The organism is Nocardia rhizosphaerihabitans (genome assembly GCF_014646295.1).
GTDB classification, from domain to species: domain Bacteria; phylum Actinomycetota; class Actinomycetes; order Mycobacteriales; family Mycobacteriaceae; genus Nocardia; species Nocardia rhizosphaerihabitans.
Map to the genome: position 1 here is coordinate 451,304 of NZ_BMNE01000005.1, position 24,869 is coordinate 476,172.

General features: G+C 68.9%; 23 protein-coding genes, 1 tRNA gene and 1 other RNA gene. 14 read left to right on the forward strand and 11 right to left on the reverse strand.

Going from position 1 to position 24,869, the window contains the following annotated elements:
• Positions 1-15: 15 nt before the first annotated feature.
• On the forward strand, positions 16-576 hold the full coding sequence (locus IEY60_RS23705) for a DUF4190 domain-containing protein (RefSeq protein WP_189032246.1): 561 nt from the start codon (positions 16-18) through the stop codon (positions 574-576).
• A gap of 69 nt (positions 577-645) precedes the next feature.
• Here the strand turns inward: IEY60_RS23705 and IEY60_RS23710 are convergent, their stop codons facing one another.
• The 3 genes from IEY60_RS23710 to IEY60_RS23720 are packed head-to-tail and all read right to left on the reverse strand — an operon-like array spanning position 646 to position 2,793.
• Positions 646-1,329 carry an RDD family protein gene (locus IEY60_RS23710; protein ID WP_189032248.1) on the reverse strand — a complete coding sequence of 228 codons (684 nt, stop codon included), beginning with the start codon at positions 1,327-1,329 and terminating at the stop codon, positions 646-648.
• A gap of 42 nt (positions 1,330-1,371) precedes the next feature.
• Positions 1,372-2,301 (reverse strand): tRNA glutamyl-Q(34) synthetase GluQRS, encoded by a 930-nt coding sequence (gene gluQRS / locus IEY60_RS23715; RefSeq protein ID WP_189032250.1) that lies wholly within the window; start codon positions 2,299-2,301, stop codon positions 1,372-1,374.
• A gap of 6 nt (positions 2,302-2,307) precedes the next feature.
• The gene (locus IEY60_RS23720) at positions 2,308-2,793 is read right to left on the reverse strand and encodes a DUF309 domain-containing protein (protein WP_189032252.1); all 486 of its coding nucleotides are present in this window, start codon (positions 2,791-2,793) and stop codon (positions 2,308-2,310) included.
• 419 nt (positions 2,794-3,212) lie between these two features.
• Between IEY60_RS23720 and IEY60_RS23725 the strand changes: the two genes are divergently transcribed.
• Positions 3,213-3,422: a DUF397 domain-containing protein gene (locus IEY60_RS23725; RefSeq protein WP_189032254.1), complete on the forward strand. Its 210-nt coding sequence runs from the start codon at positions 3,213-3,215 to the stop codon at positions 3,420-3,422.
• Positions 3,423-3,507: 85 nt separating this feature from the next.
• A complete protein-coding gene (locus IEY60_RS23730; protein ID WP_189032256.1) occupies positions 3,508-4,932 on the forward strand; it encodes a WS/DGAT/MGAT family O-acyltransferase in 1,425 nt (474 codons plus the stop codon).
• On the opposite strand, the gene IEY60_RS23735 is transcribed toward IEY60_RS23730, so the two are convergent.
• Both IEY60_RS23735 and IEY60_RS23740 read right to left on the reverse strand, forming a co-directional pair.
• Positions 4,929-5,393, reverse strand: coding sequence for a helix-turn-helix domain-containing protein (locus IEY60_RS23735; protein WP_189032258.1), 465 nt, complete (start codon positions 5,391-5,393; stop codon positions 4,929-4,931). The genes IEY60_RS23730 and IEY60_RS23735 overlap by 4 nt on opposite strands.
• A 266-nt stretch (positions 5,394-5,659) precedes the next feature.
• On the reverse strand, positions 5,660-6,304 hold the full coding sequence (locus IEY60_RS23740; protein WP_189032260.1) for a helix-turn-helix domain-containing protein: 645 nt from the start codon (positions 6,302-6,304) through the stop codon (positions 5,660-5,662).
• 129 nt (positions 6,305-6,433) lie between these two features.
• Between IEY60_RS23740 and IEY60_RS36270 the strand changes: the two genes are divergently transcribed.
• On the forward strand, positions 6,434-6,565 hold the full coding sequence (locus tag IEY60_RS36270) for a hypothetical protein (protein ID WP_268241490.1): 132 nt from the start codon (positions 6,434-6,436) through the stop codon (positions 6,563-6,565).
• Between the two features lie 85 nt (positions 6,566-6,650).
• Positions 6,651-8,099, forward strand: coding sequence for a threonine/serine exporter family protein (locus tag IEY60_RS23745; RefSeq protein WP_189032262.1), 1,449 nt, complete (start codon positions 6,651-6,653; stop codon positions 8,097-8,099).
• Position 8,100: 1 nt separating this feature from the next.
• Here the strand turns inward: IEY60_RS23745 and IEY60_RS23750 are convergent, their stop codons facing one another.
• Positions 8,101-8,526, reverse strand: a complete 426-nt coding sequence (locus tag IEY60_RS23750; protein WP_189032264.1) for a DUF5994 family protein — start codon at positions 8,524-8,526, stop codon at positions 8,101-8,103.
• A 266-nt stretch (positions 8,527-8,792) separates the two neighbouring features.
• Positions 8,793-8,880 (reverse strand) — tRNA-Ser (locus tag IEY60_RS23755).
• A 135-nt stretch (positions 8,881-9,015) separates the two neighbouring features.
• On the opposite strand from IEY60_RS23755, the gene IEY60_RS23760 reads away from it, so the two are divergent.
• The 3 genes from IEY60_RS23760 to IEY60_RS23770 all read left to right on the forward strand — a co-directional run bounded on the left by IEY60_RS23760 (position 9,016) and on the right by IEY60_RS23770 (position 11,167).
• Positions 9,016-9,588 (forward strand): TetR/AcrR family transcriptional regulator, encoded by a 573-nt coding sequence (locus IEY60_RS23760; RefSeq protein WP_189032266.1) that lies wholly within the window; start codon positions 9,016-9,018, stop codon positions 9,586-9,588.
• A gap of 26 nt (positions 9,589-9,614) precedes the next feature.
• Positions 9,615-9,709: signal recognition particle sRNA small type (gene ffs / locus IEY60_RS23765), an RNA gene on the forward strand.
• Positions 9,710-9,877: 168 nt separating this feature from the next.
• Positions 9,878-11,167 carry an aspartate aminotransferase type Ic gene (locus IEY60_RS23770; RefSeq protein ID WP_189032275.1) on the forward strand — a complete coding sequence of 430 codons (1,290 nt, stop codon included), beginning with the start codon at positions 9,878-9,880 and terminating at the stop codon, positions 11,165-11,167.
• A 182-nt stretch (positions 11,168-11,349) separates the two neighbouring features.
• On the opposite strand, the gene IEY60_RS23775 is transcribed toward IEY60_RS23770, so the two are convergent.
• On the reverse strand, positions 11,350-12,192 hold the full coding sequence (locus IEY60_RS23775; RefSeq protein ID WP_373291754.1) for a methyltransferase domain-containing protein: 843 nt from the start codon (positions 12,190-12,192) through the stop codon (positions 11,350-11,352).
• A 40-nt stretch (positions 12,193-12,232) separates the two neighbouring features.
• On the opposite strand from IEY60_RS23775, the gene IEY60_RS23780 reads away from it, so the two are divergent.
• The 3 genes from IEY60_RS23780 to IEY60_RS23790 all read left to right on the forward strand — a co-directional run bounded on the left by IEY60_RS23780 (position 12,233) and on the right by IEY60_RS23790 (position 15,250).
• Positions 12,233-12,820: an HhH-GPD-type base excision DNA repair protein gene (locus IEY60_RS23780; protein ID WP_189032277.1), complete on the forward strand. Its 588-nt coding sequence runs from the start codon at positions 12,233-12,235 to the stop codon at positions 12,818-12,820.
• 97 nt (positions 12,821-12,917) lie between these two features.
• Entirely contained in the window at positions 12,918-13,628 is a 711-nt protein-coding gene (locus IEY60_RS23785) for a DUF8020 domain-containing protein (protein WP_189032279.1), read from the forward strand.
• 341 nt (positions 13,629-13,969) lie between these two features.
• The gene (locus tag IEY60_RS23790) at positions 13,970-15,250 is read left to right on the forward strand and encodes an ROK family transcriptional regulator (protein WP_189032281.1); all 1,281 of its coding nucleotides are present in this window, start codon (positions 13,970-13,972) and stop codon (positions 15,248-15,250) included.
• 43 nt (positions 15,251-15,293) lie between these two features.
• Here the strand turns inward: IEY60_RS23790 and IEY60_RS23795 are convergent, their stop codons facing one another.
• Positions 15,294-16,919 (reverse strand): DUF2207 family protein, encoded by a 1,626-nt coding sequence (locus IEY60_RS23795; protein ID WP_189032283.1) that lies wholly within the window; start codon positions 16,917-16,919, stop codon positions 15,294-15,296.
• Between the two features lie 278 nt (positions 16,920-17,197).
• Here IEY60_RS23795 and IEY60_RS23800 point away from each other — a divergent pair, with 278 nt between their 5' ends.
• Positions 17,198-18,109 (forward strand): neutral zinc metallopeptidase, encoded by a 912-nt coding sequence (locus IEY60_RS23800; protein ID WP_189032285.1) that lies wholly within the window; start codon positions 17,198-17,200, stop codon positions 18,107-18,109.
• A gap of 3 nt (positions 18,110-18,112) precedes the next feature.
• Here IEY60_RS23800 and IEY60_RS23805 read toward each other — a convergent pair whose 3' ends face one another.
• On the reverse strand, positions 18,113-19,393 hold the full coding sequence (locus IEY60_RS23805; protein WP_189032287.1) for an ammonium transporter: 1,281 nt from the start codon (positions 19,391-19,393) through the stop codon (positions 18,113-18,115).
• Positions 19,394-19,470: 77 nt separating this feature from the next.
• Positions 19,471-20,295 carry a hypothetical protein gene (locus IEY60_RS23810; RefSeq protein WP_189032289.1) on the reverse strand — a complete coding sequence of 275 codons (825 nt, stop codon included), beginning with the start codon at positions 20,293-20,295 and terminating at the stop codon, positions 19,471-19,473.
• Between the two features lie 440 nt (positions 20,296-20,735).
• Between IEY60_RS23810 and IEY60_RS23815 the strand changes: the two genes are divergently transcribed.
• Both IEY60_RS23815 and IEY60_RS23820 read left to right on the forward strand, forming a co-directional pair.
• Positions 20,736-23,438 carry a DNA polymerase III subunit gamma and tau gene (locus IEY60_RS23815; RefSeq protein ID WP_189032291.1) on the forward strand — a complete coding sequence of 901 codons (2,703 nt, stop codon included), beginning with the start codon at positions 20,736-20,738 and terminating at the stop codon, positions 23,436-23,438.
• 189 nt (positions 23,439-23,627) lie between these two features.
• On the forward strand, positions 23,628-24,842 hold the full coding sequence (locus IEY60_RS23820) for an acetyl-CoA C-acetyltransferase (RefSeq protein WP_189032293.1): 1,215 nt from the start codon (positions 23,628-23,630) through the stop codon (positions 24,840-24,842).
• Positions 24,843-24,869 lie beyond the last annotated feature (27 nt).

Sequence of the window (24,869 nt, forward strand, 5' to 3'; positions counted from 1 at the left end):
GAATAGGCTGTACCAATGACGAATCCCGGCGATTCCGACGAATGGTGGAAGCAGTACGGCGGCTCCGGCGTGTCGCCGGAGTCCGGCGCGCCGGGTTCGGTGCCGCAGTACCCGCAGCAGCAGCCGTCGCAGCCTTCGAACTACCCGTCGACGCCGCAGTACCCGCAGCAGCCCGGCCAGCCGCCGTCGCAGCCGCAGTACCCCAACTACCAGCAGCCCTCCGCGCCGCAGTACCCGCAGCCGCAGCAGCCGCCCGCCTACGGCGGCTACCCGGCCGGGGGCGGATACCAGCCGTACGGCGGATTCCCGCCGCCGCAGGGCACCAACGGCCTGGCGATCGGCGCGCTGGTCTCCTCGCTGGTCGGCTTGTGCACCTGCATCGGTTCGATCGTCGGCATCGTGCTCGGCATCATGGCGCTCAACCAGATCAAGGAGCGCGGCGGTGAAGGCCGCGGTATGGCGCTGGCGGGCATCTGGATCGGCGCGATCACCATCGTGCTCGGCATCCTCTACTTCGTGTTCGTCTTCGTCCTCGGCATGTCGGGCGCTTTCGATTCGTCCACGTCCACATACTGACCCGGCAAACGAACGAACAGGGGCGCTTCCGAACTCGGAAGCGCCCCTGACGTTTTCGTCAGCTGAGAATCAGCCCTTGACGACCTGCGTGCCGCCGGCGAACTTGTCGTGCCAGCCCTGCTTGTTCGGGTCCTGCGCGATGGTGACCATGATGTAGATGGTCAGGCCGAGTCCGATCAGCGAACCGATGCACGGGATCGCGCTGACGCCGGTGAACAGGTTGCGCTTGAGCGACTGCTCGGGGGTCAGCTTCGGCGCACCACCGGGTGCGACAACGCGCAGGCCGAGCATCTTCTTGCCCAGCGTCGTGCCCTGGCTGACCTCCATGCCGACGAAGTAGCCGTACACCGCCAGCGACAGGATCGCGGAGGTGATGATCTGGCCACCGGTGCCGCCACCGACGACGAGCCCGAGAACGATCGACAGCGGGATGCCGATGATCAGGTTGTCGATGATGCGCGCGCCGATCCGGATGCCGAGGTCGGCAGCCTGCGTGCCGCCATAAGCCTGCTGGCCGTACGGATCCTGGCCGTAGGGCTGCTGGCCGTACTGGTCCTGCGGGTAGGCGGGCTGTTGCTGCTGGCCGTACGGGTCCTGGTTGTAGCCGGGCTGGGGCTGCCCATAGGGCTGCTGCTGCCCGTATCCCGGCTGCTGGCCGTAACCCGGCTGCTGCTGGCCGTAAGGGTCCTGGCCGTAGCCGCCGGGCTGACCGCCCTGCGGGTACTGGTTGGGGTCGTAACCACCGCTGGTCATAATTCGTCCTCGTCGTGATCAGTAGATCGGTCGCTGCGTACGTTACGGACATCCCTCTGGTCGGAACAACCCGATGGACTCGAGTATCCATGGTTTTTTCGGTACGCGCGTTGCGTCGAAAACTTCGCGGAGCTCTGCTGTTGTCCGTGCGGTGTAGCCGAGTGAATCCGCGATCGCCGCCACCACGTCCTCGGGCGTGTTGCCCAGCGCGCGTTGATCCGAAAGGCTCACGGCGCCGTCGCGTTTGGCCAGCCGCTTGCCCTCCTGATTGAGCACAAGCGGCACGTGTGCGTAGGCAGGCGCGGCCAGACCGAGCAGCCCGGCGAGATAGGCCTGGCGCGGTGTCGACGGCAGCAGGTCGTCACCGCGGACCACCTGGTCGACGCCCTGGGCCGCATCGTCGACGACAACGGCCAGGTTGTAGGCGGGGATGCCGTCGCCGCGGCGCAGCACCAAATCATCGACGGCGCCGAGATATCGGCCGTGCAGGAGATCGGCGATCGCGAAGTCGTCGACATCGGCGCGCAATCGCACTGCGGCGGGCCGTCCTTCGGCGCGCCGGGCCGCGCGCTGCGCGTCGCTGAGGTGACGGCAGGTGCCGGGGTAGGCGCCCATCGGTCCGTGCGGTGCCGACGCGGCCTTCTGGATTTCGCGTCTGGTGCAGAAACATTCATAGGTGCGGCCCGCCGCGGTGAGTTCGGCGATCGCCGCGTCGTAGAAAGGCAGCCGTTCGGACTGACGCACCACGGGGCCGTCCCAGTCGATGCCGATGGCGGCGAGATCGTCGAGCTGGCGTTCGGCGGCGCCGGGGCGGACCCGGTCGAGGTCGTCGATGCGGAGCAGGAACGCGCGTCCGGTCGTGCGGGCGAACAGCCAGGCCAGGATCGCGGTGCGCAGATTGCCCAGGTGCAGTTCACCCGACGGGCTCGGGGCATACCGGCCTGCGCCGGTGGGAGGGCTGGTTGGCACCAAGCCAGCTTAGGCGTGCTCTCGACGCAGCCGCGGTCGCAGCTCTTCCTCGGGGATGGTGGTCCCCGCGTCCAGTGCGGCCAGCAGCTCGGCCGCGTGCGCGATGAGCCCGGCGCGGTCCACCTCGTGCTGCTGGGCATTCGCCGGGTAGGAGCCGAGCCGATCGCTCGCGCGGCGCAGAAGAGTACCCGCGCCCTTGGCGTTTCCACGCTGGATGTGGGTGATGCCGACGGCGTATTGCGCCAGGCCCTGCCAGAGCATCCGCTCGGCTACCGGCCCGTTCTTCCACGCCGCCTCCAATACCTCGTGGGCATTGAATGCCAAACCGTCGTCCAGCAGTTGCTGAGCGAAGGTGAGAGTTTGCTGGGGCGCGAGCTCGAGGTCGTCCGGAATTCGGGCGACTCCGGCACTGCCGGGCGGCAGCGGTCTGCCGAGTCGGTCCCTTGGGCGGTCGTTACGGGCACGACCTGCGGCGTCGCGGTCACGGGAGATCATTCCCCCATGATCCACGCCTGCCTTCGATGGTGCGCATGGGACCGATGGGGCCGCGGAGAAATTGACGTATCACGGACTAATCACATGGAAGTAATGGTTGATGTGTCAGCCGGATACGGAATGGGTCCGCGCGTCCGGCAATGCTCCCGCAAACGTGAAGCTTCGCAAGCTTGGCAAACCCATATGAGAAAGCAAATTCTCATCCGCAAACTTGCGGAAGACCTGCTAGTGTTTCTTCCGCGGGGGCAGCCCCCGGAGGCGGAAACGCCTCGATGCGCTGGTTCGTGCCGGTCGGTTGCGCGCGCCGTGTGGCAGTGCTCTATGTGCCACGAAGTAACTCGTCGATCGCGCCGGATATCGGAATGTTGCAACGATTCCTGGAGTAATCCCGTTCTCGATCATGCAAAGGAGTAAGTGCCGTGGAGGTTGATGTGACGGACGCTGTGTGGCGGAAGAGCACCTACAGCGGACCCGATGGGAACTGCGTGGAAGTGGCCTTTCTCGCCGGCGGCGATGTCGCGGTCCGCGACACGAAGGACCGCGGTCGCGGTCCCGTGCTGGCCTTCGGACCGGGAGAGTGGCGAGCTTTTCTAGCCGACGTCACCGCGGGAGAGTTCGCACGCGGCTGATCCGCGCCATGCGCCTCGCGAAGGCAGCACGGGCCCCGGGTCGGTAGGACTCGGGGCCTTCTCTGTGGTGGCCTATCGTGGCCGGATGACCACGATGGCGCCACGTGACGCGACGATGTTCTGGCTGTCACGGCGGACCGTCAATGATGTGTTTCTGCTCTACTGCTTCGCCGAAACCGACACCACCACAGCCGAACTCCGCGCTTTCGTCGCGGCGCGCGCCGCGTCCATTCCGGATCTGCGGATCCGGCTGCGGGAGATACCGGGCGATCTCGACTATCCCCGGTGGGAACCCGCCGAATTCACGTCCCAGCAATTCGTGACCCATCGGCCGGACAGTCTGCGCTGGCCTTTCCTGCTCGACCGCCTCGGCGAACTTCTGGGCACCGGCGTCGACCCGACCGAATTCCCTTGGCGCATCCACGTTTTCCGTGACGTGCGCGATGCGCCGGTGGCGGCCGGGCCCGCGCTGGTCGTGGTGTTGCAGCTCTCGCACGCCCTGGCGGACGGCACCCGCGCCGCCGCCGTCGCGCGATCACTCTTCGCGCGGGCGGCGGCAGGCGAGGTTGTCCCCAGGTCTCCCGGTGTACCTGTGGACAACTCGGCAAATCGCCCGGTCGGACCTGTGAAAACTCCCGCACAGCCTGTGGATTCTTGTGGACAGATCTGTGCATGGACGGCCGGTTCGAGAGTGTCTGGCGTGCTGCGCTTTCCCTGGCAACTGTTCACCACGGTGCGGCGGGGCTACGCCGCCTACCAGGCGCAGCGGGAATTGGCGGAGCGCACGGCGGCAGGCGAGGTGCCCGCGGCCACAACCGGGTTCGCGCCCTGCCGGGTCAACCCGGCGACGCCGGTAGCCGCGCTCGATCATCGGGTGCGGCTACTGGTCGTCGACGCCGCGACGATGCGGGTACCCGGCCGAACCGTCACAGTCGTTGCCCTGACCGCCATATCGCAAGCGCTGTCGGTGTATCTCGCCGAACACGGTGACCGGCCCGAACGTCTGGGTATCGCCCTGCCGATGGCGGTGCCCGCGTCGGGCACGGCGCGCAACAACTACCGTGGCCTGTCGATCGACCTGCACATCGACGAACCCGACCTCGCCGTCCGCGCGGACCTGATCACCGCCGACCTCGCCACCCGCCGCGAGCGCGCACTGAATCCACTACTCGCCGTGCAGGATCGGGTCGGCGAGACCGTCCCGGCCACGCTGGCCGCACGTGACGTAGCGCGCGCCGACCTCGACAGCGTCCCGGACGCCCTCGACGGCAACACCGTGGTATCCAGCGTCTACCGTGGCGCGGCCGACCTCGCCTTCGCGGGCGCCCCCGTCCTGTTCACCGGCGGTTTCCCCGCCCTCGGCACCGTCATGCACCTGACCCATGGCGTCCACGGCATCGGCGAAACCATCACACTGTCAGTGCATTTCGATGCCGAGGTGCTGGCGGATCCAGATCGCTATCTGACCCTGCTCGGCGAGTCGCTGGCGGCGGTCGTCGCGGCGCACTAGTCGCGCTTGCGGCGCAATTCGATGCCGATGGTGCGCAAGGCCGAATGCAGTGCGGTCGCGGGATCGGTGCCCGCCGCTTCGCCTTCGATCAGCCCGTCGATGCGGAACGGGCAGAAGTAGCCGGTACCGGTCTGGTGTGGTCGGCCGATCTCGATGAGCGGGCGGGTGGCGCCGAGCTTGGCGGCGATCGCGTCGGCCAGCGCGGCGTCGGCGGCGCGTGGGTCCCGTCGACGGGTCGCGGGGAGGGCGGGCGCCGATTGCGCGTGCACCCGTTCGTACCAGTCGATCACTTCGGACGGCACTGCGCGCGTTCCGGTTTCGTAGTGACCGAGGGCCGCCCGGGAGTAGGGGACGCGGGTCGCCAGTGCGGCCAGGGATAGCCCGGCCTCTTCGCGGAGTTGTCGCAACCGTGCCCCGACGACGGTGGTCTCGCCGTTCCCCTGCTCGCCCCGACTGGACATGGACCCATCGTAGAGAACTGTAGACGTTTGTAGACGCTTTTTGCTGTCCAAAAGGTCTTGACGGCGACCATACTTTGCTGCGGTGGCTTCGAACACCACCATACCGCGTCACCCGTGCAGCACCGACTGGTTCGGAGGGGACAGATGGACATCTACCTGTGGATTGCTGTGGGACTGTTCGTATTCGGAGCGCTGACCCGCTACCTGCTGCTCCTGCCGCCCGCGGACAGCGGGCGGCCGAGCGTGCACGACATCCGGCGGCGCCTTCAGTCCGAACGCGAACTCCCCGGCCACGACTCCACCGTGCCGTCGGTGCGGACCAGTTCCGACAGGAGCTTCTCGGCGTCGGACTTCTCCCTGGCCAGAGCGCTCCAGCCGCGGACGACACCGTCCGCGCCGGATTTCGTCGTCCACGAGCCGACGGCATGAGCGCCCTGGGGATGCAGCGAGTAGTAGATGGTGCCGATCGGCCAGCCGACGTCCATGCCGCGAACCCAGCCGGTGAGCGCGTCACCGTCCCACACCCGCATCTCGCCCCGCATCTGCGTGGTCGGGTCGTCCTGCGCGGCAGGGGTTTCGGCGGCCGAGTCGATCAGCAGGTGGTCGCCCTCGTGCCGGATGGTCACCGGCGTTACCTCGACCTCGTCGCCGTGGTTCGCCGCTTTCTGCCAGGCTGCCCACCACCGGCCCGCCAGGTCGATCCGATTGTCGACGATGCCGGCCAATTCGGCGAGCGAGATCTGCAACGCGTCGGCCAGCCGGATCGCGACGGGCAGCGTCGGCGACTGTTCCTCGGATTCGTACCGGGTGATCTGCCGCGAGCTCACCCCGATCGCGGTGGCGAGCGCGGGCTGCGACAGCCCGAGCAACCGCCGCCGCTCCTGGATCACCTTCCCCGTCCCGGTGTTCATACAGTCATCGCCTCCATCGCCGGCCCCTACCGTCACACCCTGCTGGACACATCCGCACCAGACCCGCCGTCATCGCGCGCCGCCGCCAGGGGTCGCGAAGACCACTGGCGCAGCGCACATGCCGACTGCGTGGCCGATTCTCCCATCTCTTCGCTCCAGCAGGCCCGTTTCGTGCTGACTCAGCACGACGGGTGTGGTCCGCGCTGCCTGCAGCACCTGGCGGCCACGGCCTACAGCACCGGCCTGATCGAGGACATCTGAGCTGACCGCGCCGTGACAACGCGACACGTTGACGAACTCGTTGCGAGATGACGAACGTGCCACGAACGCCGTTACCGTCGATGGTATGAGTGCGGACCCAGCGGTGGAAGGCGACGGCGGCACTACCACCGAACGCCCAGGTCTGCGCCAGCGATGGCGGTTACGCAGGCCCTTCGTCCTGCCCTCACAGCGCGCCACCGCCGACAACATCACCGCAGCGCCCACCCCGCTGCAGCCGATCGACCTCACCGACGACGCCGAGGTGTCGCAGGTGCTCGACCTGGCGGTGCGGGTGGGTGAGGTGGTGCTGTCGGCGGGCACCGGTGTCGTGGACACCTCGGCCCAGGTGCGCTTCATCGCCTCCACCTACGGCCTGGACAAATGCGATATCGACGTCACCTTCGACGCGATCCGCATCTGGGCCGACCGCGGACCCCGGCTGCCACCCGCCAGCGATATGCGGATCGTGAAGTACCGCTCGCTCGACTTCACCCGGCTGGCCGCGGTCGACCGCCTGACCCGCCGGATCCGCACCCAGGTCGTCCCCGTCGACCAGGCGCACGCCGCGCTCGACGAGATCGTCTCGTCGCGGCACCCGTATCCACGATGGGTGTCCACGGCGGGCTGGTCGCTGCTGGCGGCCGCGATCGCGGTGCTGCTCGGCGGTGGCTTCCTGCTCGCCGCCATCAGCTTCGCGACGACCGCGCTGATCGACGTGGTCAACCGGGCGCTGCATCAGCTCGGCCTGCCGATCTTCTTCCAGCACATGATCGGTGGTGTCATCGCCGCCGCGCCCGCCATCGCGCTGGCCGCGTTGAGCGATCACTGGCGGGCCGACGCCGCGCTGATCGTCGCCGCGGGCATCACCGTGCTGCTCAGTGGGCAGCAGCTGGTCGGTTCGGTGCAGGACGCCATCACCGGCGCACCCATCACCGCGGCGGCCCGCATGCTCGAGGTGGTGATGATGACCGGCGGCATCGTCGCCGGTATCGGTCTGGCGTTGCGGATTTCGACGATGCTCGGGATCGCGGTGCCGGAGATCGCGGCGAGCGCGGGTCGCGACACCGAGTATCTGGCGATCAAGTTGAGTGCCGGTGCGGTGGCGGCGATCGCCTTCGCGATGGCCTGTTATGCCGAGCGCCGTGCCCTGTTCGCGGCCGGGCTCAGCGGTGCGGCGGGCACCGTGGCCTTCCTCGTCACACAGGACATCGGGTTCGGACCGGTCGTCGCCTCCGGCATGGCGGCCACGCTGGTCGGCCTGGCCGGTGGTCTGATGGCGCGCCGGGCGCTGACGCCACCGCTGGTCGTCGCGGTCGCGGGCATCACGCCGCTGCTGCCGGGTCTGAAGGTGTATCGCGGACTGTATGCCCTGCTGGAGGATGAAACGCTGCTCGGTTTCGGGCAGATCCTCGGCGCGTTCGGTGTCGGGTGCGCGCTGGCGGCGGGCGTTGTCCTGGGCGAGTGGTTCGACCGATTGCTGAGCCGCCGCGGTGCGCCACGCGACTTCGACCCGACCTACACCAGCGATCGATGAACTAAGTCTGGACGAGGGTGCGCGGCCCGTCGGCCGCGGATTCGGCGGGCGCGGGATCCTGGATGCGCGGTTTGCCTGCCGCCCACCGCATCTGGCTGCGGGCTGCGGGCGCCTCGGTCGCCGCCGGGATGACCAGCAGCGCCAGCGCGGCGCCGTTGCTGCCGACCACGTGCATGATGCGCGAGGCCTGCTCGCCCTTGGCGTCGTCGGCGGAATCGACGGCGTTCCAGTCGAATCCGAGACGGGCCAGCTTGCCGATGCGCGGCGATACCGCGTGCACCAGCTGGTGCAGCTCGGTCATCGGCTGATCGGTGCGGGGCCACCAGGCGCCGTCGATCGGGCCGGTGACGGCATGGCGGTCACGCAGCATCAGCCGGATCGGCCCGGTCGCGTCGCGACCGATGCTCGTGTCAGGTGCTGTATTCACTACGAATGGTGTCTTTCTAAGTCTGGGGGGCGCGGTCGGAAAAATATCGACCGGCGCACGCCGTCCGTTTACGGGACGGGCACTGGGGTTGGGTACCCACTCCATTGTGTCGGCACGCGCACATCTCCTGACGTGGCGGCGACACCGGCGGTGGGCGTGGTGGGGGTCTCCCGCACTGTCGGGGCTCACTCTACGGAAGCCCACCGACAGATCCACCGATTAAAACGAACAGGGCCCTAACCGGCGAACCGATCAGGGCCCTGCTGTGGCGGAGGATAGGGGATTTGAACCCCTGAGGGCGTTAACCCAACCCGCGTTCCAGGCGAGCGCCATAGGCCACTAGGCGAATCCTCCGTGGAGCAGCATAGCGGTCCTGGTGCCCCGGTGTAAAAACGGGGCGGGTCGGTCAGGCCGGTTCCGTGGACTATACGGATACGTACACTGGGGGCTCGGGCCGCTCGGGTGGCGGTCGAAGCCGAGCGATATGAGGTGGAACACGTCGTGGGCGTCGCGCGAACTCCCCGGTCGAGATGGGTCGAGGAAGGCCTGCAAGTCCTTGCCTCCTCGGGCGTCGACGCGGTCCGTGTAGAGGCGCTGGCCAAGCGGATCGGCGTCACCAAGGGCGGGTTCTACGGCTATTTCGCCGACCGCGACGCGCTCCTGATCGCCATGCTCGAGGCGTGGGAGAGCGAGGCCGTCGACCAGGTGATCGAGCAGGTCGAGCACGCGGGTGTCGACCCGAAGACCAAGGCGCGGCTGGCCGGCGTGCTCACCTTCTCCAGCAACCGGCTGCTGCCGATCGACCTCGCCGTCCGCGACTGGGCCCGCCGCGACGACGACGTCGCCGAACGCCTGCGCCGGGTCGACAATCGGCGAATGGCGCTGCTGCGCGAGACGATCGGTGAATTCTGCGATGATCCCGACGAGGTGGAAGCCCGCAGCCTGCTCGCCTTCTGCGCGGTGATCGGCGGCCACTTCCTCGCCGCCGACCACGAGGGCCGAACCCGCGTCCAGGTCATGGCCCGTGCCGCTGACCTGCTGTTCGCACCCTCGGATCGCTAGTCGGCCCGACAGCCGCTACACTGGCCGACGGATCCCGCGCGGCGCGCATCCTGTGAACTCCCCCAGGGCCGGAAGGCAGCAAGGGTCAACGGGCTCTGCCGGGTGCGCGGGGTCCCCTTAAATTTCTGGGGACCCCCGCCTGATCGATCCGCCTACGCACCTTCGCAGTGTGCGAGCCTCATCCGGCCCCGGATACCCCACCGATTCCGAGCAACCGCCGGGTAACGTTGCGGGTGTCGGCACGCGCAGCGTGCACCCCCCACCTTGCTGCTTCGAAAGGCTGCCCAGGATGCCCCGGCAAACGCAGATCGGTTTGATGAGCCACGCGGAACTCGTGTCCGAGCACGAGTCCCAGACCGCGAATTACGCGAAGCTCGAGACCGAGAAGCTCACGCTGGATCTCACCCGAGGTAAGCCCTCGCCGGAACAACTCGACTTGTCCGCGTCCCTACTGGCGTTACCCGGTGACGGCGATTTCCGCGACGGGTCCGGCACCGACTGCCGTAACTACGGCGGCCTCAACGGCCTGCCCGAACTGCGCGCCATCTTCGGCGAGCTGCTCGGCATCCCGGTCGAGCAGCTGATCGCGGGCAACAACGCCAGCCTCGAGCTCATGCACGACAACATCGTCTTCGCCATGCTCTACGGCACCCCGGATTCCCCGCGCCGCTGGGCCGCGGAGGAGACGATCAAGTGGCTGTGCCCCGCCCCCGGCTACGACCGGCACTTCGCGATCACCGAGGCGCTCGGCATCGAGATGATCACCATCCCGATGAACAACGACGGCCCCGACACCAGGGCCATCGCGGCGCTGCTGGCAAACGACCCGCAGATCAAGGGCCTGTGGGCGGTGCCGAACTACGCCAACCCGACCGGCGCCGTCTTCTCCGAAGAGGTTGTCCGCGAGCTGGTTACGATGCCTGCCGCCGCGCCGGACTTCCGGCTGTTCTGGGACAACGCCTACGCGGTGCACCCGCTGACCGACACCGCGGCGCCGGTGCTCGACGTCCTCGGCATGGCCGCGGCGGCGGGTAACCCGAACCGCCCGCTGGTGTTCGCCTCCACGTCCAAGATCACCTTCGCCGGCGCGGGCGTGAGCTTCTTCGGCGCGTCGAAGGCGAACCTGGACTGGTACCTGTCGCACGCGGCGAAGAAGAGCATCGGCCCCGACAAGCTCAACCAGCTGCGGCACCTGCGCTTCTTCACCGACGCCGAGGGCGTGCGCGAGCACATGCAGAAGCACCGCAGGCTGCTCGAGCCGAAGTTCGCGCTGGTCCGCCGCGTCCTGGAGGATCGCCTCGGCGCCTCCAAGGTCGCGTCGTGGACCGAGCCCAAGGGCGGCTACTTCATCAGCCTCGACGTGCTCGAGGGCACGGCGGCCCGGGTGATCGCGCTGGCCAAGGACGCGGGCATCGCCCTGACCGCCGCGGGCTCGGCGTTCCCGTACGGCAACGACCCCGAGGACAAGAACATCCGCATCGCCCCCTCCTTCCCGCAGCTGCCGGAGCTGGAGAAGGCGATGGACGGCCTGGCGACCTGTGTGCTGCTCGCGGCCACGGAGAAGCTGCTCGAGCAGTAATCCTGGAGCGCTGGCGCGCTCGAGTCGGCGGCCCCTTGTGTCCCGCCGGTCAGACACCGTTGCTTGCTCCTTCGTCGCCTGCGCAACGGCGCCTGACCGGCGGGACGGCCGCCGACGGCCGACTGCGTCGGCCTGCCCCTCCTCGAGGTCGGGGCGTGTCGGCTGAGTTCGGCGCTCCGGTATTACCTCTTGTGCGCCAGGACCCCGAACATGGTGACCGAGATGTGGACGTCACCGCGATCGGCGCCCGCCTGCAGGTCGGCGACCAGCTGATCCCGCTCGGCGGCGGTGATCGTCCCGCGCAGCACGGCCAGCTCGGCGATCCGGCTGACCAGCGCGCCGGCACCGACGCTGCGGTCCTGCACCAGCGCGTGCGAACCGATCTCGTCGACGACCAGTCCGGCACTGCTGAGCAGACCGCCCAGCCTGCGCCCGGACAGCGGGTTTGTGGTGGAGGAGATCAGGGTGTCGATCACCGCGCCGACCACCCGGGGATCGCCCGGATGCACGATCGCCGTCTTCCAGTCGCTGTCGACCACCACCGCGCGGCCACCCGGCCGCAGCACCCTGGCGATCTCGGCCGCGGCGCGCGCGGGCGCGGTCAGATGCTGGAACACCCGTTCGCAGAGCACCGCGTCGAAGGTGTCGTTGCCGAACGGCAGTCCGTAGGCGTCACCGGTGGCGAAGGTCGCGGCCGAGCCACGCTCCTCGGCCCTGCGCTTGGCCGAGGCGATCAGATTCGGATCGGGTTCGACGCCGACGGCGGTGCCGGTGGGCCCGACGGCGTCGGCGAAGACGAACACCTCCGAGCCGGTCCCGGATCCGATATCGAGGGCACTCTCACCCGGCTGCAAGCCGAGCGCGTCGTGGCTCCAGGCCCGTAGCCTGCGCATCCCGGGCTGGGTGACCTCCAGGTCATGAGCGTCGATCAGTTGGTCCTTGCCCGCTTGATCGAAGCGGTCAGGGCGTGGGGTGTAGTCGGTCATACTTACCGCCATCATGGGAACCTCGGTCCTGGTGAGCATGGACTCAGAGGCTATAGGTGAATTGTGTCACGATGAATGTATGACTCGTACGCTGTGTCTCGCTCAGGACCCCGAGGCCGACGAACTTCTGAGCACCGACGATTTCGCGTTGCTGCTGGGAATGCTGCTCGATCAGCAGTATCCGATGGAGCACGCGTTTCGCGGGCCGCGCAAACTCGCGGAGCGCATGGACGGATTCGATCTGCGCCGGATCGCCGACGCCGATCCGGCCGAATTCGAGGAGCTCGCCGCGACGCCGCCCGCCATCCACCGCTATGGGCGGTCGATGGCGCGGCGCGCGCAGGCGCTGGCCCAGTACGTGATCGAGCACTACGACGGCGTGCCTGCCAACATCTGGACCGAGGGCGAGCCCGACGGCAAGGAGGTCCTGCGCCGGTTGCAGGACCTGCCCGGATTCGGCGCGCAGAAGGCGAAGATCTTCCTCGCGCTGCTCGGCAAGCAACGTGACGTGCATCCCGACGGCTGGCGGAAAGCGGCCGGATCCTATGGCGACGAAGGCTCGCGTCGCTCGGTCGCCGATGTGGTCGACGCCGAAACACTCGCCGAAGTAAGGGAATTCAAGAAGCAGGCGAAAGCCGCCGCGAAAGCAGCCGGGGCGAATTCCTAGTTTCGATCTGCCTGCGTTTTTCCCTCGTCACCAGCGTGTGTTTGCTCGAAGCTTGCTTCTCGAACAGCTCAACGACAGATGAGGGATTGGCAGTTTTATGAAGATGAGGAAGCTCGCCGTTGTTGCGGCGCTCCTGACCATGGCAACCGGTGTTGCCGCGGGCACCGCCGTCGCGGCGCCGGCCCCGCAGGCTGCCGCGCCGATCAATTTCACGGCCGAGGAGGTCGACGGGAAGTCGGTCATCAGCACCGACGCGGGCTCGCTGGTCGTCGAGGAGGGCGCGTTCAAGGTGAAGGCGGCCGACGGCACCACCGTCGCGGCCACTCCGCTGTCGTTCCGGCTCGACGAATTCGAGCTGCCGATCGCGGCCGAGATCGCGGGCAACACCGCGACCCTGACCCCGCAGCTCGACCCGGCCAAGGCGGTCTACAAGCCCGTCGCCCTGCCCTTCGAGGACAAGGCGCCGTTCAAGTCCGAGTACGACCGTGAGGTCGCGGCTTGGTCGCGTCTGACCTCCACCATCTCCACCGGTGCGGCGGTCGGCACCCTCGTCGGCGGTCTCGCCGGCGGAGCGGTGGGTTGCGTCCTCGGCGGCATCGTCGGCGCGACCGTCGCCTCGGCCACCATCATCGGCCTGTTCGGTCCGTTCCTGCCCGCCGCCGCCGTCGGTTGCATCGGTGGCATCCTGGCCATCGGCGCGCTCGGCACCCTGGCCGGTCAGATCTTCATCACCGCCCCCGTGGCGATCGGTGCGGCGATCCAGTACTTCACCACCATCAACGCACCCTTCACCGCGCCGGCCAAGTAGCCGGGCAACGCGCGAGCGCCCCATCCGGTCCGCCGGGTGGGGCGCTTTTGCGCTGCCGCGCCAGGGTGTTGACCTGGGGAAATGGTGTGCCGCGCGGCACAATCCGCCGGTTCGGCTTGGACGGGTCCGGATTCGGTGTTAATTTGATTGTTATGTCCGGCAACCATATCCTCGCCAAGCGGGTCACCTATGTGACCGCCGCGCTGGGTCTGCGGTTGCCGTTGACGCGTGAACTTTGTCGTTCCTGATGCTGCAGCTGGGCCGTCTCCGGCTCGCGAGCTGCCACGCCACACGTGTCGGCAATTCCGTTGGGACAACGGGATTTCAGCAAGGAACTTCATATGTCTACTCCCATCATCGATCGCCCCATCGCCAGGGTGGCCGCCGGTCGTCCCCGGGTTTCGCGCCCCGTCGTCGCCCCTGAGCTGCGCCGCAGCGACAACCCCGCCGCCGCCGTGCTGCGGACCGCCGCCTCCGGGCCGGTATCCCGCGACAATGCCGCGCGGGCAACCGGTTTGAGCATCGCCACCGTGAATCGGCAAGTGGCGTCGCTGCTTGCGGCGGGGCTGCTGCGGGAGCGTCCCGATCTGACCGCCGCCGGCGCGGTCGGGCGGCCCCGGGTGCCGTTCGAGATCGACCACGAGGCGTACCTGACGCTGGGTATCCACGTCGGCGCCGCCGCGACCAAGATCGTCGCGGCCGACCTGCGCGGACGCATTCTCGGTGGCCTCGCCATCGCGACGCCGCAGACCGGACAGGAGTTCGCGGTCACCACCGTCGCGCGCAGCGCCAAGGCGTTCCTGCAGCGCTGGCATCGGCGCACACCGCTGTGGGCCGGCGTCGCCATCGGCGGGCGCGTCGATCCGCACACCGGGGTGGTCGACCATCCCAAGCTGGACTGGAAGGGCGCGCCGATCGGTCAGGTCCTCGGCGATGTGCTGGAACTGCCGGTGTCGGTGGCGCCGCACGTCGAGGCGATGGCCGCCTCGGAACTGCTGCTGCCGACCTTCGACGCGCGCAGGCCCGAACCCGACACCGAACTGCCGGCCACCCAGCACGGCAGCAGCCTCTACTTCTACGTCCGCGAGACCGCGGGCATCGCCGTCACCCTCGACGGCCGGGTACACACCCCGAGCAACGGTCCCGGCTCCATCGCGCACCTGCCCACCGGCTCGGACGTGCAGTGCACCTGCGGTCGACGTGGCTGCTTGGAAGTGACCGTCGGCGACCGGGCCCTGCAGGCCCGTGCGGTCGGCCGCGGCATCATCCCGGCGCACAACGGAACCGCGGGCACGACCATCGCCGACCTCTACCGCGCCGCGGAATCCGGGTCAGAGGGCGCTCGCGAGCTGCTCGCGGAGCGGGCGACGATGCTCGGCCAGACCGTCGCCCTGGTCCGCGACATGCTCAACCCCGACCGCGTCGTGCTCGGCGGCCAGGCCTTCACCGGCTACCGCCCCGCGCTGCCGCACGTGGCGAGGGCGTTCACCCAGAGCACCCAGCTGCCGCCCACCGACATCCGGATCAGCGGATTCGGCGGCAAGGTGCAGGAATTCGCCGCGGTGGTCACCTCGCTGAGCGCCCTGTACGCGGACCCGCTGGCGGCCATCCGCAGGATCTAGCAGGCGGTTCGCGAGCCCTCGAGTGGGCTCGCGAACCGTCCGCTCAGCGGGGGTTGAAAGCGCCTTCCAACGCGGTGATGAAGAAGGGGAACTGGCCTGCGAAACGGTGCAGGTTGCGGTCGCGGTCGTAACCGGCGAACCAGTACAGGCCGGGCTGGGAGTCGGCCGAGGGATCCATGTCGCGGAAGGCGCGGATCCAGTTGTCGGCGCGGCCGCTGATCACCGTGTACGGCAGGGCGCGGGAGAAGACCGTCTCCTGATCGATCGGCGGGATCTGTTCGCGGGTAACGGCATCCAGCCCGCGCTGCATGGCCCGGACGCGCCCGGCGACGGTGTCGCCGAGGGTGGTCCTGGTCGGCAGATAGTTGGGCAGCAGGACCGCCGCGCCACCGGCCAGGGCGATCGCGACGCCGACCAGCGCGTGCCCGGAGGTGAGCGCGAGGGTGACCGTGGCGATCACCCCGAGCGCGATCAGGGCGATGCCGATCCAGCGGGGGAGCGCGCGCTGCTTCGGGTCGGCGAAGGCGCCGGTGGCGACCGCGTCGGCGCGCATGGCGGCGCGGACCGGCTCGAGCTGCATGCGGCCGGGTGCGCGGAGTTCGCGGACGGCGACGGTGTCGGTGCCCTCGGGCAGCAGCATGTCGTAGACGGTGCGCTCGTAGTCGCGCAGCTGGTCGTCGGGTGCGTTGACCCGGCTGATCCGCCAGTCGTCCTCGCCGCGCGCGTTCACCGGCGTGATCCACAGGTAGCGCCGGACGGCGAGATCGACGACGGTCGCGGCGATGTCGACCGGGTCGACGTGCTCGTCGAGCAACAGGCCCGCCTCGCCGGGCAGTACGCCGTCGGGCGAGGTGAAGTCGACCCGGCCGCCCTGCTGGACAAGGGGTTCGAACGCGTCGCTGCCCGCGAACGCCGCGGCGGCCCGCTTCCTGGCCAGCAGCACGTAGGCGATCATGCCCGCCAGTGCCAGCAGCAGCGCGCCGAAGGCGGCGAACACGGGCGCGGTGAAGGCGAAGAACCCGTTCGCATCGCCGCCGCGCACATCGGCATTGGCAGGCACGGTGCCGGGCGGCAGCTGCAGAGTGAGATCGATCGCGTCACCCTTACGCAGATCGCGCTGGCTCAGGTACAGCACGCCGTCGGGTTCGGTGTGCACATCGGCGCACGGCTTCGCGTTGCCCGCCGGTCCGAGTTTGCAGTCGACGATGCCCATTTGATAGCTGGGGCTGATCACCGAGACGTCGAGCGCGGCGATATCGGCATTGAGCACGCCGAGCCAGTGGAACACCTGGGTGCCCGGTGCGTCGGAGACGGTGTTGTGCAGCGAGTAGGTGAACTTGGATTCACCCGGCTTCGCCTCGACGACGAACTGATCGTCGACCGTGGTCGCGGTGCCGGCGCCGCTCGCGGTGACGTCGGTGACCTTGAAAACGCGTTCGACGTCGTCACCGACCTTGAGGCGCAAGGGAAGTGCCATCGTGAAATTGCCGTCGGCGGGCACACCGACCGTCTCGGTGACCTCGAGCACACCGGCTTCGGTCAGCGTGAGGTCGGCGGTGATCGTGACGCCGATCGGCGCGGGCTCCGTGTGGGCTACCGGCGCGGCCGCGAGCACACCCGCCGCAGCGAGCAGCAGCGCGCCTGCGGCGCCCCCCCGAAAAGTCAGCATGGCTGCTTACTCTAGACAGCTTGCTATCCTGCGTCAGCGGCTGTCGGCGACGAACTAGACGAGGGGGTACGGGGGACGTGACCCAACCACCGTACGGTTATGGCCCGGTCGGCCCAGGTGGACGACCTGTTCCGCCGCCCCCTGGCTATGGCCAGCCGCCGGGATATCGACCACAGCCCGGATATGGCCCGCCCGGTTATCAACAGCCCCAGGGTTATCCACAGGGTTATGGACCGCGGCAGGGCTACGGCCCGCCGTCGGGCTACCGTCCGCCGCCGATGCCCTACGGCCCGCCCGGCCGCCCGACCCCGCCGCCGCGTAAGCGCCGCGGCGGCCTGACCTCGCTGTTTCTCGTGATCGTCTTCCTGGTGGTCGGCGGCCTGGTGAAGTTCGCCGTCAACACCGGAATCGATGTCGGGATCGGCGCCATCGGTCCGAAGCCGAGCACCACCTACGAGCCGCAGCCCGGCACCGCACCGGCGGCGACCAGCGACAACCCGCTGCTCACCGACGCCGACGGCACCCTGGTTCCGGCGTCCTGCGACTACGCGCCGTGGAGCACGCAGGTCGACAAGGCGCGCGCGTTCTTCGAATCGGCTGCCCGCTGCCTGGAATCGGCGTGGAAACCGCTGCTGGCCGAGAACAATCTGCCGTTCGAGTCGCCGACGCTGAGCGTCACCGCGACCACCGCGGGCATCACCACCCCGTGCACCGGCTCGACGAGCAATTTCGCCGCCTTCTACTGCGCCGCGAACAAGACCATCTACATGCCGATCAGCCAGCTGCAGACCGACCAGTTCCGCGACAACTGGGTGGTGTACCTGTCGGTGTTCGCGCACGAGTACGGCCACCACGTGCAGGCCCAGTCGGGCATCCTGCGCAAGGCCAACAGCGAACGCGTCGACGCGGGTGCCCGCTCACCCAAGGGCCTCGAGCTCTCCCGCCGAGTCGAGTTGCAGGCCAACTGCTTCGACGGCATGTTCATCGCCTCGTCGAAGGGCGGCGGTTCGCTGTCGGCCGCGCAGGTCACCGTCGCCACCAAAGACTCCTACGGCCGCGGTGACGGGCCAGGTGACATGCGCGACCACGGCACTTCCGAGCACGGTGGTCAGTGGTTCGAGGCAGGCCTCGACCACAACCTCACCCCCAAGTGCAACACCTTCACGGCAGGCGCGAGCGAAGTCAGTTAGCGGTCAGTGCCCGCCGTAGTGGCCTTCGCCGAAGCGGCGGGGTGAACTGCCGTGCACGCCTTCGGCATACGCGGTCTCGGCGTGCAGGGCGAAGTCGATGCCCGCGGTTTCGTCTTCCTTGCTGACGCGGAAGCCGATCACCTTGTCGATGCCCTTGCCGATCACGAACGACACCGTGAACGCGTAGGCCGCGACTACGAGTACCGCGACGATCTGCTTGCCGAGCTGGGCGAAGCCGCCGCCGTAGAGCAGGCCGTTCACGCCGCCGGTCATCACCTCGGTGGCGAGCAGGCCGATCAGGATCGTGCCGACGATGCCGCCGACGAAGTGCACGCCGACCACGTCGAGCGAATCGTCATAGCCCGCCTTGTGTTTCCAGCCGACCGCGAACGAACACACGACGCCTGCGGCCAGGCCGACGATCACCGAACCGAGCGTGTTGATCACGCCGCAGGACGGGGTGATCGCGACCAGACCGGCGACGGCGCCCGAGGCCGCGCCGAAGGTGGTCGGCCTGCCGTCGCGGAGCTGCTCGACGATCAGCCAGCCGAGCATGCCGAGGCTGCCGGCGACGAGGGTGTTGAGGAAGACCGCGGCCGCGGTGCCGGTGGCGCCGAGTGCGGAACCGGCGTTGAACCCGAACCAGCCGAACCACAGCAGACCGGCGCCGAGCAGCACGAACGGCAGGTTGTGCGGGCGCATCGCGTCGATGTTGAAGCCGATGCGCGGGCCGAGCACCAGGGCAAGAGCCAGGGCCGAAGCGCCGGAGGCGATCTCCACCACCAGGCCGCCCGCGTAGTCGAGCGCGCCGAAATCGAGCAGCCAGCCGTCGGGTCCCCACACCCAGTGCGCGATGGGCGCGTACACCGCCAGCGTCCACAGCGGGACGAAGACCATCCAGCCCGCGAACTTGGCGCGGTCGGCGATCGCGCCGGAGACCAGCGCGGCGGTGAGGATCGCGAAGGTCAGCTGGAAGGTGACGAACAGCAGTTCCGGGATCGAGCCGCGCACGGAGCCGGGATCGATCCCGGCCAGGCCTGCGTGCTCGAGGTTGCCGATGAGGCCGCCGCCGGCATCGTCACCGAAGGCCAGGCTGTACCCGGCGACCAGCCAGACGACGGTGACCAGCGGGATCGCGATGAAGCTCATCATCAGCATGTTCAGCACGCCGGTGGAGCGCACCATCCCGCCGTAGAAAACGGCCAGCGCCGGCGTCATCAACAGCACCATGGCGGTAGCCGCGAGTAGCCAGGCGGTGGCCGCAGGATCGATCGTTGCGGGCACGGTAACTCCTTCCACGCGTGATTGCGTTGCAAGGAAATTACCGAATGCTCACCACCTGGGCTGGTGTCGGCCGGGTTCTAGCTCCGGTTCTCCTTCGCCAGCGCCCTGGTACCGCGCTTACCGGGAACGGGCAGGTCATCGCCGTCGGCCAGCCATTCGGCGGTGATCAGCCAGCGCCGCTGGGCGTGCGCGTCGGCCACGTCGAAGAAGACCCGCCTGCCGCGGTCGTCGCGCGCGTCGCGGGCGAGTGCGGCCCAGCTCGGCGGCCTGCCCCGCTCGGCCGTGTGCTCGAAGACGAAACCCGCGACCAGCTTCCCGATCATGTTGACCGGCTTCTGCGACACCCGGTTGCCGTATTTGATGGTGTGCCAGCGGCGGGCCGGGCACAGCGAACCGGGACTCGCGTTCGAGGCGATCCAGCCCGCGCGCTGCGCCCGCTCGATCAGCCACAGATGCTTGACCGCCGACGGCGCGATCTCGCCGACCCGCTCGGCGATGAGCTCGGTGATCTCGGCGTCGGCGAGGATGTCGCGCCTGGTCGGGCCGATGCCGTGCTCGGACCAGTGCGCGGCGGCGAGCCTGGCCAGGATGCGGCCGAACTCGTCGATGCTGCGCTGCGCGCGCCTGCCGAGGCGTTCGATCCGCTCGGCCTCGCGGCGCATCTCGTTCTGCGCGGTGAGGGTGCGGATCGCCGCCATCGTCGGCACCTGCCCGCGTTCGAGCAGTTGCAGGATGGCCGCGGCGGTCGCCGGGTCCGCCGCGGCGGCGACGGGCAGCGAATCGCGCTTTATGTCGAAGTCCTGAGGGCTGATCGCCCTGCTCAGCAGGCCGACAGCGGCATGGTCGCCTGCGAAGTCGGTGTGGGCGAGCCAGGCGGTTGCGATGTCATCACACGACAGCACGGTGAAACGTTCCTCCGGTCGGCGGTGGGGGAGCGATACGGTGCGCGAAGGTTGTGCCCCGGCCGGGATGAGGGACCGGCCGGGGTCACCAACCTGATGAAGGTTTGGCCACCGAAGTTGCCGAGATCCACGGTAGCCAGCGGCTTGCGCCGATGTCACGACCATTGACTGTTTCGTTACATCTGGAAAGTGCGGCTCAACCGGGGAGTGAGTACGCATTCCGGCCGCAACCAGGATCGACCGCCGATACTGGCGGGAATCGCCGCGTGACGGGCAGTCGTTAACTCGGCCGTTGCGCTCGGCCGACCGGGTTTGCCCGCCTTGTCCCAACCTGTACTTGAACTGTGATTCATGTCACAATTTTGCGGCGAACTCGGGGAGGCGTGGCCACGCGTCGGCCGCTCATCCACCTGTCGGTGGGCGGCGGTAGCCTGTGGGCCGTGGCTCTGTACCGGAAGTATCGACCGGCGACGTTCGCTGAGGTAGTGGGTCAGGAGCATGTCACCGACCCGCTGAGTACGGCGCTGGATACCGGACGGATCAGCCATGCGTATCTGTTCTCCGGTCCGCGCGGCTGCGGTAAGACCTCCTCCGCGCGTATCCTCGCACGCTCGCTGAACTGTGTCGACGGCCCGACCTCGACGCCGTGCGGTGTCTGCGCCTCGTGTGTGGCGCTGGGCCCCGGCGGTGCGGGCAATCTCGACGTCATCGAGCTCGACGCGGCCAGTCACGGTGGCGTCGACGACACCCGTGAGCTGCGCGATCGCGCGTTCTACGCGCCCGCCGAGTCGCGGTATCGGGTGTTCATCGTCGACGAGGCGCACATGGTCACCACGGCGGGCTTCAACGCGCTGCTCAAGATCGTCGAGGAGCCGCCGGCCCACCTGATCTTCATCTTCGCCACCACCGAGCCGGACAAGGTGCTGCCGACCATTCGTTCGCGCACGCACCACTATCCGTTCCGGCTGCTGCCGCCCGCCACTATGCGCGGCCTGCTCGGCAAGATCTGCGAGCAGGAGCACGTGCCGGTGGAGGAGGCGGTGTATCCGCTGGTCATCCGGGCCGGTGGTGGTTCGCCGCGCGACAGTCTGAGCGTGCTCGACCAGCTGCTGGCCGGCGCCGGGCCCGACGGCGTCACCTATCCGCGCGCGGTCTCGCTGCTCGGCGTCACCGATGTGGCATTGATCGACGACGCGATCGACGCGCTGGCCGCCGACGACGGCGCCGCGCTGTTCCGCACGATCGACAGCGTCATGGAAGCGGGCCACGACCCGCGCCGCTTCGCCGTCGACCTGCTCGAGCGCCTGCGCGACCTGATCCTGCTGCGCGCTGTCCCCGACGCCGCCGAGCGCGGCCTGGTCTCCGGCCCCGGCGACGTCCTGGAACGCATGCGCGACCAGGCCGAACGCCTCGGTCCCGCCACCCTCACCCGCTACGCCGAGCTCCTGCACGAGGGCCTCGGCGAAATGCGCGGCGCCACCGCCCCCCGCCTCCTGCTCGAGGTCATCTGCGCCCGCATGCTCCTGCCCTCGGTCTCCGACACCGAGTCCGCGACCTTGCAGCGCCTGGAACGCCTGGAGCGCGGATTCGCGGGCGGCGCCATTCCCGCCGCCCCCGCGCGTCCCGGCCCCGCCGCCGGTGAACCGCCCGCCGAGCGTGCCTCCGCACCGGCTCAGCGCCCGGCAGCCGGTGGCGAGAGCCGCCGTCGCGGTGCGGAACTCCTCGCGGCGGCCAAGGCCGAAAAGGCCGCGGCCGCAGGCGGACCGGGGGCGTCCGAGCCGACCCGTGAACGTCCCGCGGCTGCCGTAGGCAACCCCGCTGTCGCAGCCGAGCCTGCTGTGCAGACCCCATCGGCCCCGCCTGCGCAGCACGATGCGCCGGTTGCGCAGCGGAACGTGCCGCCCACCCAGCAGAACGTGCCGGGTTCGCAGCAGGGCGCGCCTGCCGAGCAGCCGAACCCATCTTCCGAGCGGCAGAGCGCGGCTGCCGCGCAACAGAACCCACTGGACTCGCAGCAGAATCCGCCGACCACTCAGCCCGCGCGCGGGGCGGCCGCACAGTCTGTCGACGGCGCGGCATCGGACAGCTCTGTCTCTCAGGCATCTTCGGTGGCAGAAGAGGGAGCCGGTCCTGCGGGTGACGCGGTGTCGTCCGCTGGGCGGCCGATCGACGCCCAGGCCCGGGTCGCGGCCGACGCGGACGGCGGGCGGCCGGCAGGCGACACGGCCGTGCCCGCGTCGCGAGTTGTCGATCCGGGCACCCCGCACTCTGATGAGACGCACGCCGGTGGCTCGGAAACCTCGGCGCCGCATGTCGATTCGCCCGCACAGCCTCCGTCCGCCGCCCCGCAGGCCTCCGCCGCTTCCAGGGAAGCCGCAGGCCCGCGGACGGTCGGAGCCCCGCAGACCCCGCCGCCCTCGGAAGCGCCTGCCGCTCCGCACGTAGCAGCGGCACCGCAGGCGCCTGCCGCCCCGGCCGAAGATCTCGTCGCGCTCGTCGACGGGGCGTGGGCGGAGATCAAGGGGAAGGTGCGGGAGTTCGGGCCGACCTTGCAGGCGTTGTTGTCGGGGGCGGCGGTGTCGCGGGCCGAGGGCGACGTGATCGTGTTCGCGCATCAGAGTCCGCCGTTGGCGCAGCGGTTGTCCGATCCGCGCAATATCGAGGCGGTGCGGTCGGCCGTGCGCGCGGTGCTCGGGCGCGAGCTGGATGTGCGCTGGGAGACGGGGGCGCCCGCGCCGCGTCCGGCGGCGAAGGTGGTGAGCGCGCCTGCGCGGGGTGAGGGCAAGCCGGCCGGGCGGCCGAAGTTCTCGCGGCCCAGTCAGGCCAACGGGAATCAGGCGAGTGCGTCGGGGCAGGCCAAGCCGATGTCCGACGACGACATTCCGCCGCCCGACTTCCCCGACCTACCCGACGACCCGGGTCCGGAGGAGGGGTACGGATCGGATTCGGCCCGGTCCGGTGGCGATTCCGGGCGCGGTGGCAGGCCGGGTGACGCGGTGCTGGCGCCGCCGACGCCGGAAGAGGAGCAGGAGATGCTGGCCGCCGCGGCGGAGCCGGTGGCGCCCGGTGACCGGCAGGACCCGGACGAGGTCGCTCTGGCGTTGCTGCGCAGCGAGCTCGGAGCGAAGAGTCTGGATGGTTGACAGCCACCCGCCGGACCACGTTAAGTTAACCGGAGTTCGCACACCACGGTAGTATGAACGGGTGGCCGGAAACGCCGGATGGGCATGGTTCTATGCTCCGCTGGTGCTTGCCGGGATTTGTACGGCGTCGAGACGATTGGTCGTGGCGTTCGTGCGGCCACCGCACCCCAAGGAAGGAAACACTCCGATATGACCACAGAGGCCTACATCTACGAGGCCATCCGCACTCCGCGCGGCCGCGGCAAGAAGAACGGCTCGCTGCACTCGGTCAAGCCGATCGATCTGACTGTTGGTCTGATCCAGGAGCTGCGTGGCCGCTTCCCCAACCTCGACGAGGACCAGATCTCGGACCTCATCCTCGGTGTCGTCACCCCCGTCGGTGACCAGGGCATGGACATCGCCCGCACCGCGGTCACCATCGCGGGTCTGCCCGACACCGTCGGTGGCTTCCAGCTCAACCGCTTCTGTGCTTCCGGCCTCGAGGCCGTGAACCTGGCTGCGCAGAAGGTTCGCTCCGGCTTCGACGACCTCGTCATCGCCGGTGGCGTCGAGTCGATGTCGCGCGTGCCGATGGGCTCCGACGGCGGCCCCTGGGCCCTGGACCCGGCCACCAACTACGACGGCTACTTCGTGCCGCAGGGCATCTCGGCCGACCTGATCGCCACCATCGAGGGCTTCTCCCGCGATGACGTCGACGCCTACGCCGTGCGTTCGCAGGAGCTGGCCGCCGCGGCCACCACCGGTGGTTACTTCGCCAAGTCGATCGTTCCGGTCAAGGACCAGAACGGCCTCGTCGTGCTCGACAACGACGAGCACATGCGTCCCGGCACCACCGCCGCCGACCTCGGCAAGCTGAACCCCTCCTTCGCCGGCATCGGTGAGATGGGTGGCTTCGACGCCGTCGCGCTGCAGAAGTTCACCTACATCGAGAAGATCAACCACGTCCACCACGGTGGCAACAGCTCGGGCATCGTCGACGGCGCCGCCCTGGTGCTGATCGGTTCCGAGGAGGCGGGCAAGAACTCGGGCCTGACCCCGAAGGCTCGCGTCGTCGCGACCGCTACCTCCGGCGCCGACTCGACCATCATGCTGACCGGCCCCACCCCGGCCGCGAAGAAGGCCCTGGCCAAGGCCGGCCTGACGATCGAGGACATGGACCTCGTCGAGATCAACGAGGCGTTCGCCTCCGTGGTGCTGAAGTTCCAGAAGGACCTCAACATCCCGGACGAGAAGCTGAACGTCAACGGTGGCGCGATCGCCATGGGCCACCCGCTGGGTGCCACCGGCGCGATGATCACCGGCACCGTGGTCGACGAGCTGGAGCGCCGCAACGCGCGCTACGGCCTGGTCACCCTGTGCATCGGCGGCGGCATGGGTGTCGCCACCATCATCGAGCGCGTCTGATCCCCGGCCGAAACTTCTCATAGGAGA

What these genes read in the sequence shown, in the direction of transcription:
- IEY60_RS23735 (WP_189032258.1), bottom strand. Translation starts at nt 5,393, where the DNA reads ATGTCCAGTCGGGGCGAGCAGGGGAACGGCGAGACCACCGTCGTCGGG.
- IEY60_RS23770 (WP_189032275.1), top strand. Translation starts at nt 9,878, where the DNA reads ATGCCCCGGCAAACGCAGATCGGTTTGATGAGCCACGCGGAACTCGTG.
- IEY60_RS23775 (WP_373291754.1), bottom strand. Translation starts at nt 12,192, where the DNA reads ATGCTCACCAGGACCGAGGTTCCCATGATGGCGGTAAGTATGACCGAC.
- IEY60_RS23710 (WP_189032248.1), bottom strand. Translation starts at nt 1,329, where the DNA reads ATGACCAGCGGTGGTTACGACCCCAACCAGTACCCGCAGGGCGGTCAG.
- IEY60_RS23800 (WP_189032285.1), top strand. Translation starts at nt 17,198, where the DNA reads ATGCCCTACGGCCCGCCCGGCCGCCCGACCCCGCCGCCGCGTAAGCGC.
- IEY60_RS23745 (WP_189032262.1), top strand. Translation starts at nt 6,651, where the DNA reads ATGAGTGCGGACCCAGCGGTGGAAGGCGACGGCGGCACTACCACCGAA.
- IEY60_RS23780 (WP_189032277.1), top strand. Translation starts at nt 12,233, where the DNA reads ATGACTCGTACGCTGTGTCTCGCTCAGGACCCCGAGGCCGACGAACTT.
- IEY60_RS23720 (WP_189032252.1), bottom strand. Translation starts at nt 2,793, where the DNA reads ATGATCTCCCGTGACCGCGACGCCGCAGGTCGTGCCCGTAACGACCGC.
- IEY60_RS23820 (WP_189032293.1), top strand. Translation starts at nt 23,628, where the DNA reads ATGACCACAGAGGCCTACATCTACGAGGCCATCCGCACTCCGCGCGGC.
- IEY60_RS23795 (WP_189032283.1), bottom strand. Translation starts at nt 16,919, where the DNA reads ATGCTGACTTTTCGGGGGGGCGCCGCAGGCGCGCTGCTGCTCGCTGCG.
- IEY60_RS23730 (WP_189032256.1), top strand. Translation starts at nt 3,508, where the DNA reads ATGACCACGATGGCGCCACGTGACGCGACGATGTTCTGGCTGTCACGG.
- IEY60_RS23785 (WP_189032279.1), top strand. Translation starts at nt 12,918, where the DNA reads ATGAAGATGAGGAAGCTCGCCGTTGTTGCGGCGCTCCTGACCATGGCA.
- IEY60_RS23790 (WP_189032281.1), top strand. Translation starts at nt 13,970, where the DNA reads ATGTCTACTCCCATCATCGATCGCCCCATCGCCAGGGTGGCCGCCGGT.
- IEY60_RS23740 (WP_189032260.1), bottom strand. Translation starts at nt 6,304, where the DNA reads ATGAACACCGGGACGGGGAAGGTGATCCAGGAGCGGCGGCGGTTGCTC.
- IEY60_RS23705 (WP_189032246.1), top strand. Translation starts at nt 16, where the DNA reads ATGACGAATCCCGGCGATTCCGACGAATGGTGGAAGCAGTACGGCGGC.